Origin of the sequence: Mesorhizobium sp. M1088, from assembly GCF_040318575.1 — a bacterium.
In the GTDB taxonomy this organism is placed as follows: domain Bacteria; phylum Pseudomonadota; class Alphaproteobacteria; order Rhizobiales; family Rhizobiaceae; genus Mesorhizobium.
In genome coordinates this window covers 71,641-85,888 of the sequence record NZ_JAMYMO010000024.1, presented here as the reverse complement: position 1 = coordinate 85,888, position 14,248 = coordinate 71,641, and the positions used below count along the sequence as shown (strand labels likewise).

General features: G+C 62.2%; 17 protein-coding genes and 1 tRNA gene. 12 read left to right on the top strand and 6 right to left on the bottom strand.

Going from position 1 to position 14,248, the window contains the following annotated elements; all coding sequences use genetic code 11:
* Positions 1 to 339 precede the first annotated feature (339 nt).
* A tRNA-Leu gene (locus tag NKH49_RS23370) sits at positions 340 to 424 on the bottom strand.
* Positions 425 to 880: 456 nt separating this feature from the next.
* On the opposite strand from NKH49_RS23370, the gene NKH49_RS23365 reads away from it, so the two are divergent.
* Together NKH49_RS23365 and NKH49_RS23360 are read left to right on the top strand one after the other, a co-directional pair.
* Positions 881 to 1,468, top strand: a complete 588-nt coding sequence (locus NKH49_RS23365; protein WP_352471381.1) for a YqaA family protein — start codon at positions 881 to 883, stop codon at positions 1,466 to 1,468.
* Between the two features lie 29 nt (positions 1,469 to 1,497).
* A complete protein-coding gene (locus tag NKH49_RS23360; protein ID WP_352471383.1) occupies positions 1,498 to 2,016 on the top strand; it encodes a disulfide bond formation protein B in 519 nt (172 codons plus the stop codon).
* Between the two features lie 151 nt (positions 2,017 to 2,167).
* Here the strand turns inward: NKH49_RS23360 and NKH49_RS23355 are convergent, their stop codons facing one another.
* Together NKH49_RS23355 and NKH49_RS23350 are read right to left on the bottom strand one after the other, a co-directional pair.
* Entirely contained in the window at positions 2,168 to 2,725 is a 558-nt protein-coding gene (locus NKH49_RS23355) for an HNH endonuclease (protein ID WP_023677956.1), read from the bottom strand.
* A 129-nt stretch (positions 2,726 to 2,854) separates the two neighbouring features.
* On the bottom strand, positions 2,855 to 3,496 hold the full coding sequence (locus NKH49_RS23350) for a DNA-3-methyladenine glycosylase family protein (RefSeq protein WP_352615979.1): 642 nt from the start codon (positions 3,494 to 3,496) through the stop codon (positions 2,855 to 2,857).
* A 122-nt stretch (positions 3,497 to 3,618) separates the two neighbouring features.
* On the opposite strand from NKH49_RS23350, the gene gluQRS reads away from it, so the two are divergent.
* Both gluQRS and NKH49_RS23340 read left to right on the top strand, forming a co-directional pair.
* Positions 3,619 to 4,494: a tRNA glutamyl-Q(34) synthetase GluQRS gene (gluQRS, locus tag NKH49_RS23345; protein ID WP_352471387.1), complete on the top strand. Its 876-nt coding sequence runs from the start codon at positions 3,619 to 3,621 to the stop codon at positions 4,492 to 4,494.
* A gap of 127 nt (positions 4,495 to 4,621) precedes the next feature.
* A complete protein-coding gene (locus tag NKH49_RS23340) occupies positions 4,622 to 5,512 on the top strand; it encodes a DMT family transporter (RefSeq protein WP_352615982.1) in 891 nt (296 codons plus the stop codon).
* Here the strand turns inward: NKH49_RS23340 and NKH49_RS23335 are convergent.
* Complete coding sequence (locus tag NKH49_RS23335) at positions 5,479 to 6,333, bottom strand: YihY/virulence factor BrkB family protein (RefSeq protein WP_352540179.1); 855 nt, start codon at positions 6,331 to 6,333, stop codon at positions 5,479 to 5,481. The two genes, NKH49_RS23340 and NKH49_RS23335, sit on opposite strands and share 34 nt — an antisense overlap.
* A 57-nt stretch (positions 6,334 to 6,390) precedes the next feature.
* On the opposite strand from NKH49_RS23335, the gene NKH49_RS23330 reads away from it, so the two are divergent.
* The 7 genes from NKH49_RS23330 to NKH49_RS23300 all read left to right on the top strand — a co-directional run bounded on the left by NKH49_RS23330 (position 6,391) and on the right by NKH49_RS23300 (position 11,808).
* Positions 6,391 to 7,257: an SDR family oxidoreductase gene (locus NKH49_RS23330; protein ID WP_352615984.1), complete on the top strand. Its 867-nt coding sequence runs from the start codon at positions 6,391 to 6,393 to the stop codon at positions 7,255 to 7,257.
* Between the two features lie 23 nt (positions 7,258 to 7,280).
* The gene (locus NKH49_RS23325; protein ID WP_023677950.1) at positions 7,281 to 7,472 is read left to right on the top strand and encodes a twin transmembrane helix small protein; all 192 of its coding nucleotides are present in this window, start codon (positions 7,281 to 7,283) and stop codon (positions 7,470 to 7,472) included.
* A 25-nt stretch (positions 7,473 to 7,497) separates the two neighbouring features.
* Positions 7,498 to 8,079, top strand: coding sequence for a cob(I)yrinic acid a,c-diamide adenosyltransferase (locus NKH49_RS23320; RefSeq protein WP_352615986.1), 582 nt, complete (start codon positions 7,498 to 7,500; stop codon positions 8,077 to 8,079).
* A gap of 25 nt (positions 8,080 to 8,104) precedes the next feature.
* Positions 8,105 to 8,908 (top strand): rhomboid family intramembrane serine protease, encoded by an 804-nt coding sequence (locus NKH49_RS23315; RefSeq protein WP_352540182.1) that lies wholly within the window; start codon positions 8,105 to 8,107, stop codon positions 8,906 to 8,908.
* Positions 8,909 to 9,116: 208 nt separating this feature from the next.
* Positions 9,117 to 9,866: an electron transfer flavoprotein subunit beta/FixA family protein gene (locus tag NKH49_RS23310; RefSeq protein WP_352615988.1), complete on the top strand. Its 750-nt coding sequence runs from the start codon at positions 9,117 to 9,119 to the stop codon at positions 9,864 to 9,866.
* Between the two features lie 19 nt (positions 9,867 to 9,885).
* Positions 9,886 to 10,815: an electron transfer flavoprotein subunit alpha/FixB family protein gene (locus NKH49_RS23305; protein WP_352615990.1), complete on the top strand. Its 930-nt coding sequence runs from the start codon at positions 9,886 to 9,888 to the stop codon at positions 10,813 to 10,815.
* A gap of 114 nt (positions 10,816 to 10,929) precedes the next feature.
* Entirely contained in the window at positions 10,930 to 11,808 is an 879-nt protein-coding gene (locus NKH49_RS23300; RefSeq protein ID WP_023677945.1) for a 3-hydroxybutyryl-CoA dehydrogenase, read from the top strand.
* An 8-nt stretch (positions 11,809 to 11,816) separates the two neighbouring features.
* On the opposite strand, the gene NKH49_RS23295 is transcribed toward NKH49_RS23300, so the two are convergent.
* Complete coding sequence (locus NKH49_RS23295) at positions 11,817 to 12,455, bottom strand: NrsF family protein (RefSeq protein ID WP_352471395.1); 639 nt, start codon at positions 12,453 to 12,455, stop codon at positions 11,817 to 11,819.
* A 7-nt stretch (positions 12,456 to 12,462) separates the two neighbouring features.
* The gene (locus tag NKH49_RS23290) at positions 12,463 to 13,005 is read right to left on the bottom strand and encodes a sigma-70 family RNA polymerase sigma factor (RefSeq protein ID WP_352489432.1); all 543 of its coding nucleotides are present in this window, start codon (positions 13,003 to 13,005) and stop codon (positions 12,463 to 12,465) included.
* 202 nt (positions 13,006 to 13,207) lie between these two features.
* Here NKH49_RS23290 and NKH49_RS23285 point away from each other — a divergent pair, with 202 nt between their 5' ends.
* A complete protein-coding gene (locus NKH49_RS23285; RefSeq protein ID WP_352540183.1) occupies positions 13,208 to 14,215 on the top strand; it encodes an iron ABC transporter substrate-binding protein in 1,008 nt (335 codons plus the stop codon).
* Positions 14,216 to 14,248: the final 33 nt, after the last annotated feature.

Genomic DNA, 14,248 nt, shown 5'->3' with positions numbered 1-14,248 from the left:
TTCTGCTCATCTTCTTCCATCACAAGGTGTCCACCTATTTTGGTGGACACCTCATGCATCAGAGCACTCAACAGCAAAAGGTGCGGGGAAATTCGCGCTTACGTCCCAAGAGGCCCGTCGGCTACTCCATCGCAGGAACGAAAACCAGAAGAGTAGCGGACCTTTCGTGTGCAGTTTTTGCACACGATCTCTCATAACATATTGATTTTATGTATTGATCTGTCCCATCCATCACCGGACATTGCGGAGTATCCTGGTGGAGGTGGGCGGCCGACACGATTCGAACTCTGGCGCGACAGGTGAAATGACTGCCGTTCTCAAAGTTTGTTGGCCGATAGTTGGTGCGGGTGGTCGGGCTCGAACCGACACTCCTTTCGGAACTGGATTTTGAATCCAGCGCGTCTACCAGTTTCACCACACCCGCAAGGCGCTAACTCATTTACCTCTCAACGCTCTCATGCTGCACCTACGCAGAGGGTGGCAGTTCGAGAATTAAGCGGCTCTTAACTCCTAACCCATTGACCTCCAATCCTATTACCCTGCGGGCTGACGGTAGACGCATCCTGATTTTGAGTCGAGCGCGTCTACCAATTCCGCCATAGGGGCTCAGGCCGGGCGGCCTGGATGGGCGCGGACTATACGGTTGGAGGCCTGTTCGTCAACTGGCCAAATCCCGACATCTGGGCTCGCTCAAGCCTCAGCCTTTCGATTTCGTGAAGCAGCTGCCATTGTGCAGCGCGGAAAATCTTTCTAGACAGGCGGCGCATGTCATTGAAGCGCACCTCGTCCGACGAGGTTGATGCTGGGCGCTTCCAAGTCTTGTTTGTACATGTCGTGATCCCAAGACCGCTTCTGGTTTGGGCGTGCATTAGGAGTGCCGATGCTTCGCGGACTTTACGACTGGACCTTGTCGCTGGCGGCGAGCAAATCCGCCGAATGGTGGCTGGCCTTCATCGCCTTCGTCGAGAGCTCGGTGTTCCTGGTGCCGGCCGACGTCCTCTATCTGCCGATGGCGCTGTCGCGGCCGGATCGCGCCTATCGTTACGCGCTGGTCGCCACCGTCGCCTCGGTGCTGGGCGGCATCGCCGGCTGGTTCATCGGCCATTATGCCTATGATGCGATGGCGCGGCCGATCCTCGAATTTTATGGCAAATATGACGAGTTCGAGGCGATGCGCGTCTCATCGGGTGTTGGCTTCATCATCCTGATGCTGGTCACCTCCGGCCTCGCCCATCTGCCGCCGATCAAGGTTGTGACGATCCTGTCGGGCGTCATCGGTGTTCCTTTGCTGCTGTTCATCGTGCTGGCAATCGTGGCGCGCGGTGCTCGCTTCCTGTTTCTCGCGTGGCTCTTGCGCCGCTATGGCGAGCCGATCCGCCACTTCATCGAAAAGCGCCTTGGCCAGATTGCAGGCGCCGCCGCCGCCGCCCTGATTTTGCTCTATATCGTCGTCAAATACGCCGTCTGAACGGCATCGAACCGAATGGACTGAGCCCGATGACAGCGACCGTGAATACCGATACCGGACGCCAGCGGCTGCGCACCGCCCTGTTCCTCGCTGTCGCCATGGCCGCCACGGTCGGCTCGGCGCTGGCCTTCCAGTATCTCGGCGGCTACATCCCCTGCAAGCTCTGCCTCGAGCAGCGCACGCCTTACTACGTCGGCGTGCCCTTGATGCTGCTGGCGGTGCTTGCGTCGGCTCTTCAGGCGCCAGCCTGGGTAAGCCGTGGCCTGCTGGCCATTGGCGGCCTGCTGATGCTCTACGGCGGCTATCTCGGCGTTTATCACTCCGGCGTCGAATGGGCGTGGTGGCCAGGCCCGACCGATTGCACCGCAGCCGCCGGGCCGGTGGACACCGGCGGCAAGGGCGTGCTCGATGCGCTCGACAAATTCGTCCCGCCCTCCTGCGACAAGGCGGCGCTCCGCATCCTCGGCCTGTCGCTGGCCGGCTGGAACGCCATCGCCAGCTTTGTCCTGGCAGTCGTAGCCTTCCGCAGCGCCTTCGCCCGCGACTGATTTAGCGCGACACGAGATCATCCAAGAATTCGGCAGGCTGAGTCGGGTGGAGTGATTGCCGAGAACCGAAGCGGAGCGGACATTGGTCCGTGAGCATCGGAAGCGCAGAAAATCGCTTCAGACGGCCAGCCTCCCGAATTATCGGATGATCTCACGGCTCGAGTTCGACATCCCAGTACAGATAATCCATCCAGCTTTCGTGTAGATGGTTGGGCGGGAACAGCCGGCCGTTATTATGCAAATCATGCACCGTCGGCTGGTAGGGCTTCTGCAGCGGCCACATCTTGGCGTGGGCCGGCATCATGCCGCCCTTCCTCAGATTGCAGGGCGAGCAGGCAGCGACGACATTCTCCCAGGTCGTGGCGCCGCCGCGATGGCGAGGAATGACATGGTCGAACGTCAGATCGTCCGGCGTGCCGCAATATTGGCATTGGAAACGGTCACGCAGGAAGACGTTGAAACGGGTAAACGCCGGATGCCTCGACGGCTTCACGTAAGCCTTCAGGCTGACGACGCTCGGCAGCTTCATCGAAAAGGTCGGTGAAGAGACGGCGTGTTCGTATTCGGCGACGATGTTCACCCTCTCGAGGAACACCGCCTTGATGGCATCCTGCCAGGACCAGAGCGACAGGGGGTAATAGCTGAGCGGACGGTAATCCGCGTTCAGCACCAGCGCTGGAAGCCCATCCGGAGATACGGCAACCGTCACGTCGTTGACCTCCTTCACCCTAGAACCGGTCGGCGCGGATACTGTAAGCCCGACATGACAGGGATGTGAAGCGGATTGTCGATCATGCCGGGTCTCAAAAACGCATGATTTCAATGCTTTTTTGCGGATTCAGGACGGAGGCGCGGCATCCCTGCCCTTCAATTCGCGATAATAAGCCCAGAAAAGCCGCGATGCGACACCGCGCCACGGGCTCCATGATTCGGCAAGCCGGATCAGCATTTTCTCCGGCGGACGCGGGTCGATGCCTAGTGCATGGCCGACCGCGCTCTGCAATGCAACGTCGCGCGCCGGAAAGATGTCCGGGTGTCCGGCGGCAAACAAAAGGTAGACTTCAGCCGTCCACGGGCCGATCCCCGGCACCCTGGTCATGGCCGCGATCGCCTCGCTTGCATCGAGCCGACAGAGGTGATCGAGGTCGAGCCCGTCGGCCACCGCCCGGGCGACGGCAAGCAGGCCGCGCTGTTTGGGTCGCGACAGCCCGGCCTCGCGAAAGATCACCTCGTCGGCGGCAAGTATCGCCTGCGGCGTCAGCGGATCGAGCAGTCTCGTCAGCCGGCCGAAGATGGCGTCGGCGCTCGCGCGGGACACTTGTTGCGAAACGACGATGGAAGCAAGGCTCCTGAACCCCGGCTCCGATAGCCTGAGCGGCACCTCGCCGGCCATGCCGCGCACTCTTTCCAGGCGTGGGTCGAGTAAGCATAGCCTATCCAGCCCTTGCGCAATGTCGTCGAGACTGGCGATGCGTTGCATGTCTGCTTGTTCCAAAATCAAAAGTGCCGCACGCTTCGTCACGTGTCCCTCTGGACGCACGACGCCACCGGCGCAAAGTAGCAATTGGCGAAAGCGCCACACAACCCGATTGCCGCCGGACAATGACACTGCTGACATTCCGCTTCGCGCCGAGCCCGAACGGCGAACTGCATCTCGGCCATGCCTATTCGGCGCTGCTCAATCAGAAATTGGCAAAGGCGACGGGCGGACGCCTGCTGCTGCGCATCGAGGATATCGACACGACACGCTGCACGCCGGAATTCGAGGCAGGCATTTTTCGCGACCTGAAATGGCTGGGGCTTGGCTGGGAGGAACCGGTGCGCCGCCAGTCCGAGCATTTTGCCGAATATCGGGCGATGCTCGAGCGGCTGATCGAGGAAGAACTTGTCTACCCGGCCTTCATGAGCAGAAGTGAGATCCGCGCCTTCATCGCCGACAGCGAGAAGCGTGGCCGCGACTGGCCGCGCGACCCGGACGGCGTGCCGCTCTATCCTGCCGCCGACAAGGCGTTGACGGCGAGCGAACGCAAGCGGCGCCAGGCCGAAAATGTGCCATTTGCCTGGCGGCTGGACGTCGATGCGGCAATAGCGCGCGCCGGCAAGGACCTGTCATGGGCCGAATACACGAACGAGACGCTCTCCGCGACGCGTCGTGTCGAAGCCCATCCGCAGGATTGGGGCGACGTAGTCGTGGCGCGCCGCGAAATCCCGACCAGCTATCACCTCGCCGTCACCATGGACGACGCGCTGCAGGGCGTCAGCCATGTCGTGCGCGGCCAGGATCTCTATTCCGCGACCAGCGTGCAGCGGCTGCTTCAGCAACTGCTTGGCCTGCCGCAGCCGGCCTATTTTCACCATCGCCTGATCCTCGGCCCGGACGGACGAAAGCTGTCGAAGAGTCTTGGCGATACCGGCCTTGCCGCCCAGCGTAAGACGGGCGCATCGCCGGACGATGTGAGGCGGCTGGTCGGTCTCTAGCGGCGCCAAAGGCATTCCTTGAATGGAATTGAGCCTATGGATCAACGGTTTGGTTTTGCCTTCCGCTCGGAACGGCATTAGAGCAAGCGCGACAATCAGTCCTCACCGACGCGTGGCCTCCGGAAAAATGCACAGCCTCAAGCGGTTCATCCCCGCCTCTTTCGTCGTCCTGTGGGCGACCGGCTTCATCGGCGCGCGCTATGCCATGCCGTGGGCGGAGCCCTTTACTTTCCTGGCCGCGCGCTTTGTCCTGGCCGCAATCCTGCTTGTCGCTTTGATGGCCGCACTTGGTTCGAGCCGCGCCACCCGCGACGAGGCGCTGCACGCGACCGGCGCCGGCATCCTGATGCATGGCGTCTATCTCGGCGGCGTGTTCTGGGCCATCCACCGGGGCATGCCCGCTGGGCTTTCAGCCCTGATCGTCGGCCTGCAGCCGCTGATCACGGCAGTGCTCGCCGGCAGGCTTCTCAGCGAGGCCATCCTGCCGCGCCACTGGGCCGGTCTCGGCCTCGGGCTGATCGGTGTGGTGATCGTGCTCTGGCCGAAGCTCGGCGCGCTCGGCGGCGGGGTGACGGCCGAAACACTGGGCGCCTCACTTGTCTCGGTGCTCGGCATGAGCGCCGGCACGATCTGGCAGAAGCGCTTTGCTTCCGGCGGCGATCTGGTGGCTGCCACGTTCTGGCAATATGTCGGCGGCGCATCTGTAATGGCCTTGGCCTCGCTAGCCTTCGAGACGCGAACGGTCATCGTCAATGGCGAACTGATCTTCGCCATGGCCTGGCTCGTGCTGGTGCTGTCGATCGGCGCCATCTTCCTGTTGATGGTGATGATCCGCGACGGCGAAATGTCGAAGGTCGCCTCGCTGTTTTACCTCGTGCCGGCCGTCACCGCGGTCATCGCCTGGGCATTGTTCGGTGAGCACTTGAGCCCGCTCCAGATCGCCGGCATGGCGATCGCGACGCTCGGCGTCGGGCTGGCGACGGCTCAGCCGCCGACGCGGGCACGCGCCTCTAAATAGCGGCTGATCGCGGCGTTGAGCTCGCCACCGAGGATGAAGATCGCTGATACGATGTAGAGGAAGACGACGGCGATCATGATCGAGGCGAGGCCGGCATAGGTCGTTACATAGGACGAGAAATGATCGAGATAGGCGGCGAAGATGGTCGACCCGATGAGCCAGCCGACCAGCGTGAAGATGATGCCAGGCACGATCGAAACGAAGCGGCGCTTGCCGGCCGGCAACCAGAAATGCACGGCGAACAGGCCGCCGATGATGACGACCGAGGCGATGACGTACCGCCACAGCGTGATCGTGCCCATATAAGGTTTTATCCATTCGAAATGCGACTCGGCCAGCCGTGCCAGCAACGGCGCGAAGACCAGCAGCACGCTGATGGCCAAAAACCCGGCCGTCGCGATCAGCACGAAGATGATGCTCTGCACCCGCCGGTAGATGATGCCGCGCGTTTCCGAGACACGATAGGCCCGGTTGAGCGAGGTGCGCAGCGCCTCGATGCCGTTCGAGGCGAAATATCCGGCAAGCATGATACCGTAGGTCAACAGGTCACTGCGCCGGACGGTAAGCACGTTGAGCACCTCGCGCGCGATCGGTTTGGCGATCTGCTCGGGCCATGTGTCGAACACAAGGTGCACGGCGGTGTCGGCGAAAGCCTGCGCGCCGAAAAAACTCGCCAGCGTCGTGGCGAAGATCAGGAAAGGAAAAAGCGCCATCAGCGCGGTGATCGCCAGATGGCTGGCCATTGCCCAGCCGTCGTCGGTGTTGAAATGGCCGAGCGCGTCGTAGAGGACGCGTTTGAGGGCTACGATCTTCCGCAACAAGAACCGCGTTCCCTTCGATTGTCCCGACGCCGCGAATATGGGAAGGGTTTGCGGTAAATGACAACCCTAGGTCAAACCACCATTCCTCCCGGAGAAGAGTTGCGCACCATCATTGTCACAGGTGCCTCTTCCGGTATAGGCGCCTATTGCGCCCATGCTCTTAAGAGGGAAGGCTGGCGGGTGTTCGCAACGGCCCGAAAGCCCGAAGATATCGCCGCGCTCGAGGCCGACGGCATCGAGGCCTTTTATCTGGACTACACCGAGCCCGGATCGATCGAGGCGCTGGTGGCGTCGGTGCTGGAACGGACCGGCGGCCGGCTCGGTGCGCTCTTCAACAATGGCGCCTACGGACAACCCGGCGCCGTCGAGGACCTGCCGGTCGAGGCTTTACGGCAGCAGTTCGAGGCCAATGTCTTTGGCTGGCATGATCTCACTCGCCGCGTCGTACCGGTGATGCGCCGTCAGGGCCATGGTCGTCTCGTTCATTGCTCATCGATCCTCGGCCTCGCGCCGGTGCCTTTTCGCGGCGCCTACTCGGCATCGAAGCACGCTATCGAAGGGCTGATGCTGTCCCTCTATCAAGAACTCCTCGGCAGCGGAATCCATGTTTCGCTGATCGAGCCGGGGCCGGTGAAATCGAAGATCGCCAGCAACAGCCTAGCATGGTTCCTGGCGAATATCGATCACGAGAATTCCGTTCATCGCCTCGCCTATGCGGCGCAACTCAAACGGCTGCGGGCCGGCGGCATCACATCGCGGCTGAAGCCCGGGGCGGAGGTGGTTTATGCCGCCTTGCACCATGCGCTTCTGTCGCGGCGCCCGCGCCCGCATTATGTGGTAACAGTGCCGGCCAGGATCGGTGTGATCCTTAAACGCATCCTGCCGGCTTCTGCACTCTACCGTCTGCTCGCCAATCGCGCCTGAACGCAATTCAACTGGAACACACCATGGCAACCGTCTTCAACATCCTCGCCGTTCTTGTCATGGTCGCAGTGGTGATCGTGCTGATCCGCGGCCTCATCAACATGATGCGCGGCGGCTCCAGCATGACCTCCAACAAGCTGATGCAGACGCGCGTGCTCTTGCAGTTCGTGGCCTTGGTGCTGATCATGCTGGCGGTGTATTTCACCCGTAAGTGACGCAGCACCAGCCGGGAGGTACCCCGTGGTCAAGCTCAACAAGATCTACACCCGCACTGGCGACGATGGCACCACCGGTCTCGGCTCCGGCGAGCGGCGGCTGAAATCCGACCTTCGCATCGACGCCTACGGCACGGTCGACGAGGCCAATGCCTGCATCGGCATGGCCCGCATTCATACCGCGGCAGTAAATCCGGCCATCGATGCGATGCTCGGCCGCATCCAGAACGACCTTTTCGACCTCGGCGCCGATCTGGCAGTCCCCAATAATGGCAAGCCGCTCGACTACGAGCCGTTGCGCATCATCGCCTCGCAGACCGACCGCGTCGAACAGGACATCGATCTCCTCAACAAGGACCTTGAGCCGCTCAAATCCTTCGTGCTCAACGGCGGTACGCCGGCAGCGGCTGCCCTTCACCTCGCCCGCACGGTGGCCCGCCGCGCCGAGCGCATCATGGTTGCGCTGTCGCAAGATCCAGACGAGCACGTCAACCGCGAGGCGATAAGATACATCAACCGTGTCTCGGACTTTCTGTTCGTCGCCGCACGCGCGGTCAATGACAACGGAAATGCCGACGTGCTATGGGTTCCCGGCAAGAACCGCTGAATCTGCCGGAAGCGGGAGAGGCCTGATGTTTATCCCGCTTTATGACACCAACCGGCTGCGGCACATCAAGCTGCAATATGTGACGATCAGCCTGATCGCGCTCAACGTGCTGATCTACTTTGTCACCACACTGGGCGGCGAGGATTTCGCCAACGCCGCGGTGATGGGCCTCGGTTTCATCCCGTCGGTTGTGCATGACAGCGTCGAGCTCGCTCCGCAATTTGTCGTCATTCCGGAGAGCCTGAGCTATCTGACCTATTCCTTCCTGCACGCGGATATCTTCCACCTCGGCGGCAACATGCTGTTCCTGTGGGTGTTCGGCGACAATGTCGAGGATGCACTTGGCCATGTCCGCTACCTCGTCTTCTACCTGCTTTGCGCCATCGCCGGCGCTTTCCTCCAGGGTCTGGTGGCTTGGGATTCGCGGGTGCCGCTGATTGGCGCGTCGGGCGCCATCGCCGGTGTGGTCGCCGCCTATCTGATCCTATATCCGCGGGTGAAGGTATGGGTGCTGGTCTTCGCGCGCATCCCGTTGCGCATCCCGGCGTTCATCCCGCTGATCCTGTGGATCCTGTTCCAGATCTTCATGTTCTCCCAGGGGGGCGAGGATCAGGTTTCCTGGGCCTGCCATATCGGCGGCATCATCGCTGGAGCCGTGCTGGTGCTTGTCTTGCGCAGCCGCGGCGTACCGCTACTCGCCGGCGCAGACGAGGAGCCAGCCGTGGTCGCCGGTCCGGCGCCCGTAGCCGGGGAGCCGGCGCCAAGCGACCCACAACCTGCGCAGCCGGCGCCGCGCTGGGGCCGGGGAAGCGTTTCCGGTCCGGACTGAACCGATTTGAGTGCTTCGCCGAGGATCCGAGTGCGCCCCGGATATTGACGCGCGGGGTCGCCGCAACTACGGAAGCGCCACCCTACTGGCGTGGCGAAGACCAGAATTCCGTCCGGAATGTCGGCTTTCGACAACTATGAAGAGGTGCACGCTGCTATAGCGCGCCCGACGAGCGTGAAGAGACTATCGTGAAAGAGGTGACAGGCAAATGAAGATCCTTGTGCCCGTGAAGCGGGTTGTGGATGCGAACGTCAAGGTCCGGGTGAAGGCGGACGGTTCGGCGGTGGAACTCGCCAACGTCAAGATGGCGATGAACCCGTTCGACGAGATCGCGGTCGAAGAGGCGATCCGGCTGAAGGAAGCTGGCAAGGCCGAAGAGATCATCGTCGTGTCGATCGGGCCGCAGCAGGCACAGGAGACCTTGCGCACGGCGCTCGCCATGGGCGCCGACCGCGCCATCCTGGTCAAGACCGACGAGCAGACTGAGCCGCTGGGCGTCGCCAAGGTGCTGAAGGGCGTCGTCGAGGCAGAACAGCCCGGCCTTGTCATTCTCGGCAAGCAGGCGATCGACGACGATTCCAACCAGACCGGCCAGATGCTGGCCGCACTTCTCGGCTGGGCGCAGGGCACCTTCGCCTCCAAGATCGTGCTCGACGGTGACAAGGCCACGGTGACGCGCGAGGTCGATGGCGGCCTGCAGACGCTGGAACTGAAGATGCCGGCGATCGTCACGGCCGATTTGCGGCTGAACCAGCCACGCTACGCGTCTCTGCCCAACATCATGAAGGCCAAGAAGAAGCCGCTCGACGAGAAGAGCCCTGCCGATTACGGCGCCGACGTCAAGCCGCGGCTTAAAGTGCTCAAGACCGAGGAGCCGGGCGGCCGCAAGGCGGGCGTCAAGGTCAAGAGCGTCGCCGAACTGGTAGACAAGCTGAAGAACGAAGCCGGCGTGCTGTAAGGCCAGGAAGGGATAAAAAATGACAATTCTTCTGATTGCCGAACACGACAACGCTGCGCTTTCCGACCAGACCGCCAAGGCGCTTTCGGCGGCGCTGCAGATCGGTTCGGACGTGCATGTGCTGGTTGCCGGCAAAGGTGCCAAGCCGGCAGCGGACGCCGCCGCCAAGCTCAAGGGCGTCACTAAGGTGCTGCTCGCCGACGCCGACGAACTGACCGAGCGTCTCGCCGAACCGCTGGCGGCACTCGTCGTTTCGCTTGCTGAGCCATACGAGACGATCATCGCGCCGGCGACCTCGTCGGGCAAGAACGTCGCGCCCCGCGTGGCGGCGCTGCTCGATGTCGCCCAGATATCTGAAATCATCGAAGTCGTGTCGCCCGACACCTTCAAGCGCCCGATCTATGCCGGCAACGCCATCCAGACGGTGCAGTCCAGTGACGCCAAGAAGGTCATCACGGTGCGTACCGCTTCCTTCCAGGCAGCGCCCGAGGGCGGTTCCGCGTCGGTCGAGACGGTCCAGGCGGCGGCCAATCCCGGCCTGTCGAGCTTTGTCGAGAACAAGCTCTCCGAGACCGACCGTCCAGAGCTGACCTCGGCCAAGATCATCATCTCGGGCGGCCGTGCGCTGGGCTCCTCCGAGAAGTTCCAGGAGGTCATCCTGCCGGTCGCCGACAAGCTCGGTGCGGCGGTTGGCGCATCTCGCGCCGCCGTCGATGCCGGCTATGCGCCCAACGACTGGCAGGTCGGCCAGACCGGCAAGGTGGTAGCGCCCGACCTTTATATTGCCGTCGGCATCTCCGGTGCCATCCAGCACCTTGCCGGCATGAAGGATTCGAAGGTGATCGTTGCCATCAACAAGGACGAGGAAGCGCCGATCTTCCAGGTCGCTGACTACGGTCTCGTCGGCGATCTCTTCGTCATTCTGCCGGAACTGCAAAAGGCGCTTTGACGCCTTCTGCCAAAGCGTATTAAATTCTGAGGGGTGGGGTAGACGAAGTCGCCCCGCCCTTTTAGTTTGCACTGCACAAAAAACGGGCCGCAAAGGCCTCGACGGGATCGGGTAATGAGCAAGATCGAAACGATCGGCATCATCGGCGCGGGCCAGATGGGTGGCGGCATCGCCCATGTGTCGGCGCTGGCGGGCTATAAGGTGCTGGTTTACGATATTTCGCCCGACCGCATCGAAAAGGGCATCGCTACGATCAGCGGCAACATGGCCCGTCAGGTCGGCTCCGGCAAACTCGAGGAAAAGCTGCGCAATGAGGCGATGGCGCGCATTTCGGCGGCACCGGCCATGGCCGACCTTGCGGGCGCCGATCTGGTGATCGAAGCAGCGACGGAGGACGAGACGGTCAAGCGCAAGATCTACGCCCAGCTCTGCCCGCAGCTCAACCCCGAGGCCATCCTGGCGACGAACACGTCATCGATCTCGATCACACGGCTGGCTTCGCAGACCGACCGGCCGGAACGCTTCATCGGCATACATTTCATGAATCCGGTTCCGGTGATGAAACTGGTCGAACTGGTGCGCGGCATCGCCACCGAGGACCAGACCTTCGAGGCGGCAAAAACCTATGTGAAGCAGCTCGACAAGACGATCACCGTCTCGGAGGATTTCCCGGCCTTCATCGTCAACCGCATCCTGCTGCCGATGATCAACGAGGCGATCTACACGCTCTATGAAGGTGTCGGCTCGGTCGACGCCATCGATACCGCCATGAAGCTCGGCGCCAACCATCCGATGGGGCCGCTGCAGCTTGCCGACTTCATCGGGCTCGATACCTGCCTATCGATCATGCAGGTGCTGCATGACGGGCTGTCGGATTCGAAATACCGCCCCTGCCCGCTGCTGGTCAAATATGTCGAGGCCGGCTGGCTCGGCCGCAAGACCGGGCGCGGCTTCTACGACTATCGCGGCGAGCATCCCGTTCCGACACGCTGATCGCCTCGCTACCAGCGCACAAAAAGTCGTCCGCCGAGCGCCCCGAGCACGGCAAGGATGGCGACCGCGATCGTATACCAGGTGCCGACGAAAAGCGGCGAATCGTCGAAGCAATGCGCCGCATAGAAGGTCGCCGCCAGCCCGCCGGCAAGCAGGCCCGCGGCCGCACCGGCAAGCACCGGCCTTGTCGGCGCGCCATGGCGCAGCACCGCGAGAAAGACGGCAAGCGGGCCGATCCCGATCAACGGAATGAAGGTCAGGCAGATGACCATGTTCGTGCCGACCAGGCGCGTGCCCCAGTCGGACGCAGGCACGGCGAAGAGTTCGAAAATCACAGCCACAATCACCAGCAGCGGCGCGGCGATCATCCAGCTCACCGCCCGGCCGGTCGATGCACCGGGCGTCGACAGCCCACGCACCAGGACAAAGGCGCTGACGGCAAGAGCAATCGTGAAGACGAATTTGGACAGGAACCGCATCGTGTGCATGGCGATCGCAATGTCGGGGCGCGGGCCGATCGTCAGCCAGAAAACCGCGGCCGCGATCACGATGGCCACGCCGGCGGCAAGCCACCAGGCGGTGCCTAGCGGCAGCGCCTTGCTGCGGGCATCGGCGTCAAGCGCCCTGATGAAATCTTCGGTCCTCATGTTATTCTTATTCCCGCCCCGCCCTGAACCGTTTGGCAATGGCGGCAAGCCCGCGGTGCAGTGACACCCGCACAGCCGTCTCGCTGATGCCGAATTTGGCCGCGGTCTCACCGATTGACCGGCCTTCGACCGATACGGCCGAGACGACGGAACGCTGTGCCGGCGACAGGCTGTCGAGCGCCCGGTTGACGTCGCGCTCGCTCACCGTCTCCGATTCCGGCTCGGCAAAGGTCTCGGCGATTTCGTCGATCTCGATCTCGATCCGCCGACCGCGCCGCCGGAACGCATCGATCAGCTTGAAGCGGGCTATTGCATAGACCCAAGGCAGCACCGGCGCATCATGGCGCCAGGTGTGTCGTTTCACATGAATGGCCAGCAAGGTTTCCTGCACGACATCCTCGGGATCCACCCCGCCCTGCACGATCTTGCGCCGGGCAAAGCCACGAACGAGCGCGGCGATCCGGTGCAGAAAGTCGGCATAGGCTCTTTCGTCTCCGGCGATCGCGGCCCGCAACAGCCGTGAAAGCTCGGCTTCGTCCTTGCCGCTCACAAGAGTTCACTCCCCGATATTCGCGTCTCGGCGCTGATTTGTTACGTGGCCGGCGAAATAATGTCCAAGGCAAATTAGCTGAGCATCACGAAAGTTTGCTCCTTTTGAGCGATTGAGTGGGCCAGCAATGTTGACTGCGCTAGTCATGTATTGATAGGTGCAGCGTGCCAAGCCAAAGCCAATCGAAATCGAGGACGACGCCATGAAATATGCTCTTTCCGCCCTTGCCGGTGCGACAGCACTTGCAATCAGCCTGATCGCCGGCCCGGCAATGGCAGAGGACGAGGGCATCGTCGTCTACAACGCCCAGCACGAAAACCTGACCAAGGCTTGGGCGGAGGGATTTACCAAGGAAACCGGCATCAAGGTTACCGTCCGCAATGGCGGCGACAGCGATTTCTCCAATCAGATCGTTGCGGAAGGCACCGCTTCGCCCGCCGATGTATTCCTGACGGAGAATTCGCCGGCCATGGCATTGGTCGAGGCGGCCGGCCTGTTCGCACCGGTCGACACCGAGACGCTGGCCCAGGTTCCGCAGGAGTACCAGCCGGCGAGCGGCAAATGGGTCGGCGTTGCCGCGCGCAGCACCGTCTTTGCCTACAACAAGACCAAGCTGAGCGCCGACCAGCTGCCCAAATCGCTGCTCGATCTCGCCGATCCGAGCTGGAAGGGCCGCTGGGCCGCTTCGCCCTCCGGCGCCGATTTCCAGGCGATCGTCAGCGCGCTTCTGCAGCTCAAGGGTGAGGCGGCGACGGCCGAATGGCTGAAGGCGATGAAGGCGAATTTTACCGCCTATAAGGGCAACAGCACGGTGATGAAGGCGGTCAATGCCGGCGAGGTCGAAGGCGGCGTGATCTATCACTATTACTACTACGGCGATCAGGCCAAGACCGGCGAGAACAGCAAGAACGTCGAGTTGCACTATTTCAAGCATCAGGATCCCGGTGCTTTCGTCTCGATTTCCGGCGGCGGCGTGCTGGCCTCGAGCAAGCACCCGAAGGAAGCGCAGGCTTTCCTGAAATGGGTCACCGGCAATGGCGGCCAGGACGTGCTGAAAACAGGCGATTCGTTCGAATACGCAGTCGGCAAGGGCGCCGAGTCCAATCCGAAGCTGGTGCCGCTGGCCGATCTGCAGGCGCCGAAAGTCGACCCGACGACGCTGAACTCGAAAAAGGTGACCGACCTGATGACGGCGGCCGGCTTGCTTTAGCCGGCGTTCGTCCTAAAAGGGCAACCGACTGCG

Excerpts from the sequence above, each read along its gene's own strand:
- NKH49_RS23365 (WP_352471381.1), top strand. The coding sequence starts at position 881 with ATGCTTCGCGGACTTTACGACTGGACCTTGTCGCTGGCGGCGAGCAAA.
- NKH49_RS23360 (WP_352471383.1), top strand. The coding sequence starts at position 1,498 with ATGACAGCGACCGTGAATACCGATACCGGACGCCAGCGGCTGCGCACC.
- NKH49_RS23350 (WP_352615979.1), bottom strand. The coding sequence starts at position 3,496 with ATGCAACGCATCGCCAGTCTCGACGACATTGCGCAAGGGCTGGATAGG.
- gluQRS (WP_352471387.1), top strand. The coding sequence starts at position 3,619 with ATGACACTGCTGACATTCCGCTTCGCGCCGAGCCCGAACGGCGAACTG.
- NKH49_RS23340 (WP_352615982.1), top strand. The coding sequence starts at position 4,622 with ATGCACAGCCTCAAGCGGTTCATCCCCGCCTCTTTCGTCGTCCTGTGG.
- NKH49_RS23330 (WP_352615984.1), top strand. The coding sequence starts at position 6,391 with ATGACAACCCTAGGTCAAACCACCATTCCTCCCGGAGAAGAGTTGCGC.
- NKH49_RS23325 (WP_023677950.1), top strand. The coding sequence starts at position 7,281 with ATGGCAACCGTCTTCAACATCCTCGCCGTTCTTGTCATGGTCGCAGTG.
- NKH49_RS23315 (WP_352540182.1), top strand. The coding sequence starts at position 8,105 with ATGTTTATCCCGCTTTATGACACCAACCGGCTGCGGCACATCAAGCTG.
- NKH49_RS23310 (WP_352615988.1), top strand. The coding sequence starts at position 9,117 with ATGAAGATCCTTGTGCCCGTGAAGCGGGTTGTGGATGCGAACGTCAAG.
- NKH49_RS23305 (WP_352615990.1), top strand. The coding sequence starts at position 9,886 with ATGACAATTCTTCTGATTGCCGAACACGACAACGCTGCGCTTTCCGAC.
- NKH49_RS23300 (WP_023677945.1), top strand. The coding sequence starts at position 10,930 with ATGAGCAAGATCGAAACGATCGGCATCATCGGCGCGGGCCAGATGGGT.
- NKH49_RS23295 (WP_352471395.1), bottom strand. The coding sequence starts at position 12,455 with ATGAGGACCGAAGATTTCATCAGGGCGCTTGACGCCGATGCCCGCAGC.
- NKH49_RS23285 (WP_352540183.1), top strand. The coding sequence starts at position 13,208 with ATGAAATATGCTCTTTCCGCCCTTGCCGGTGCGACAGCACTTGCAATC.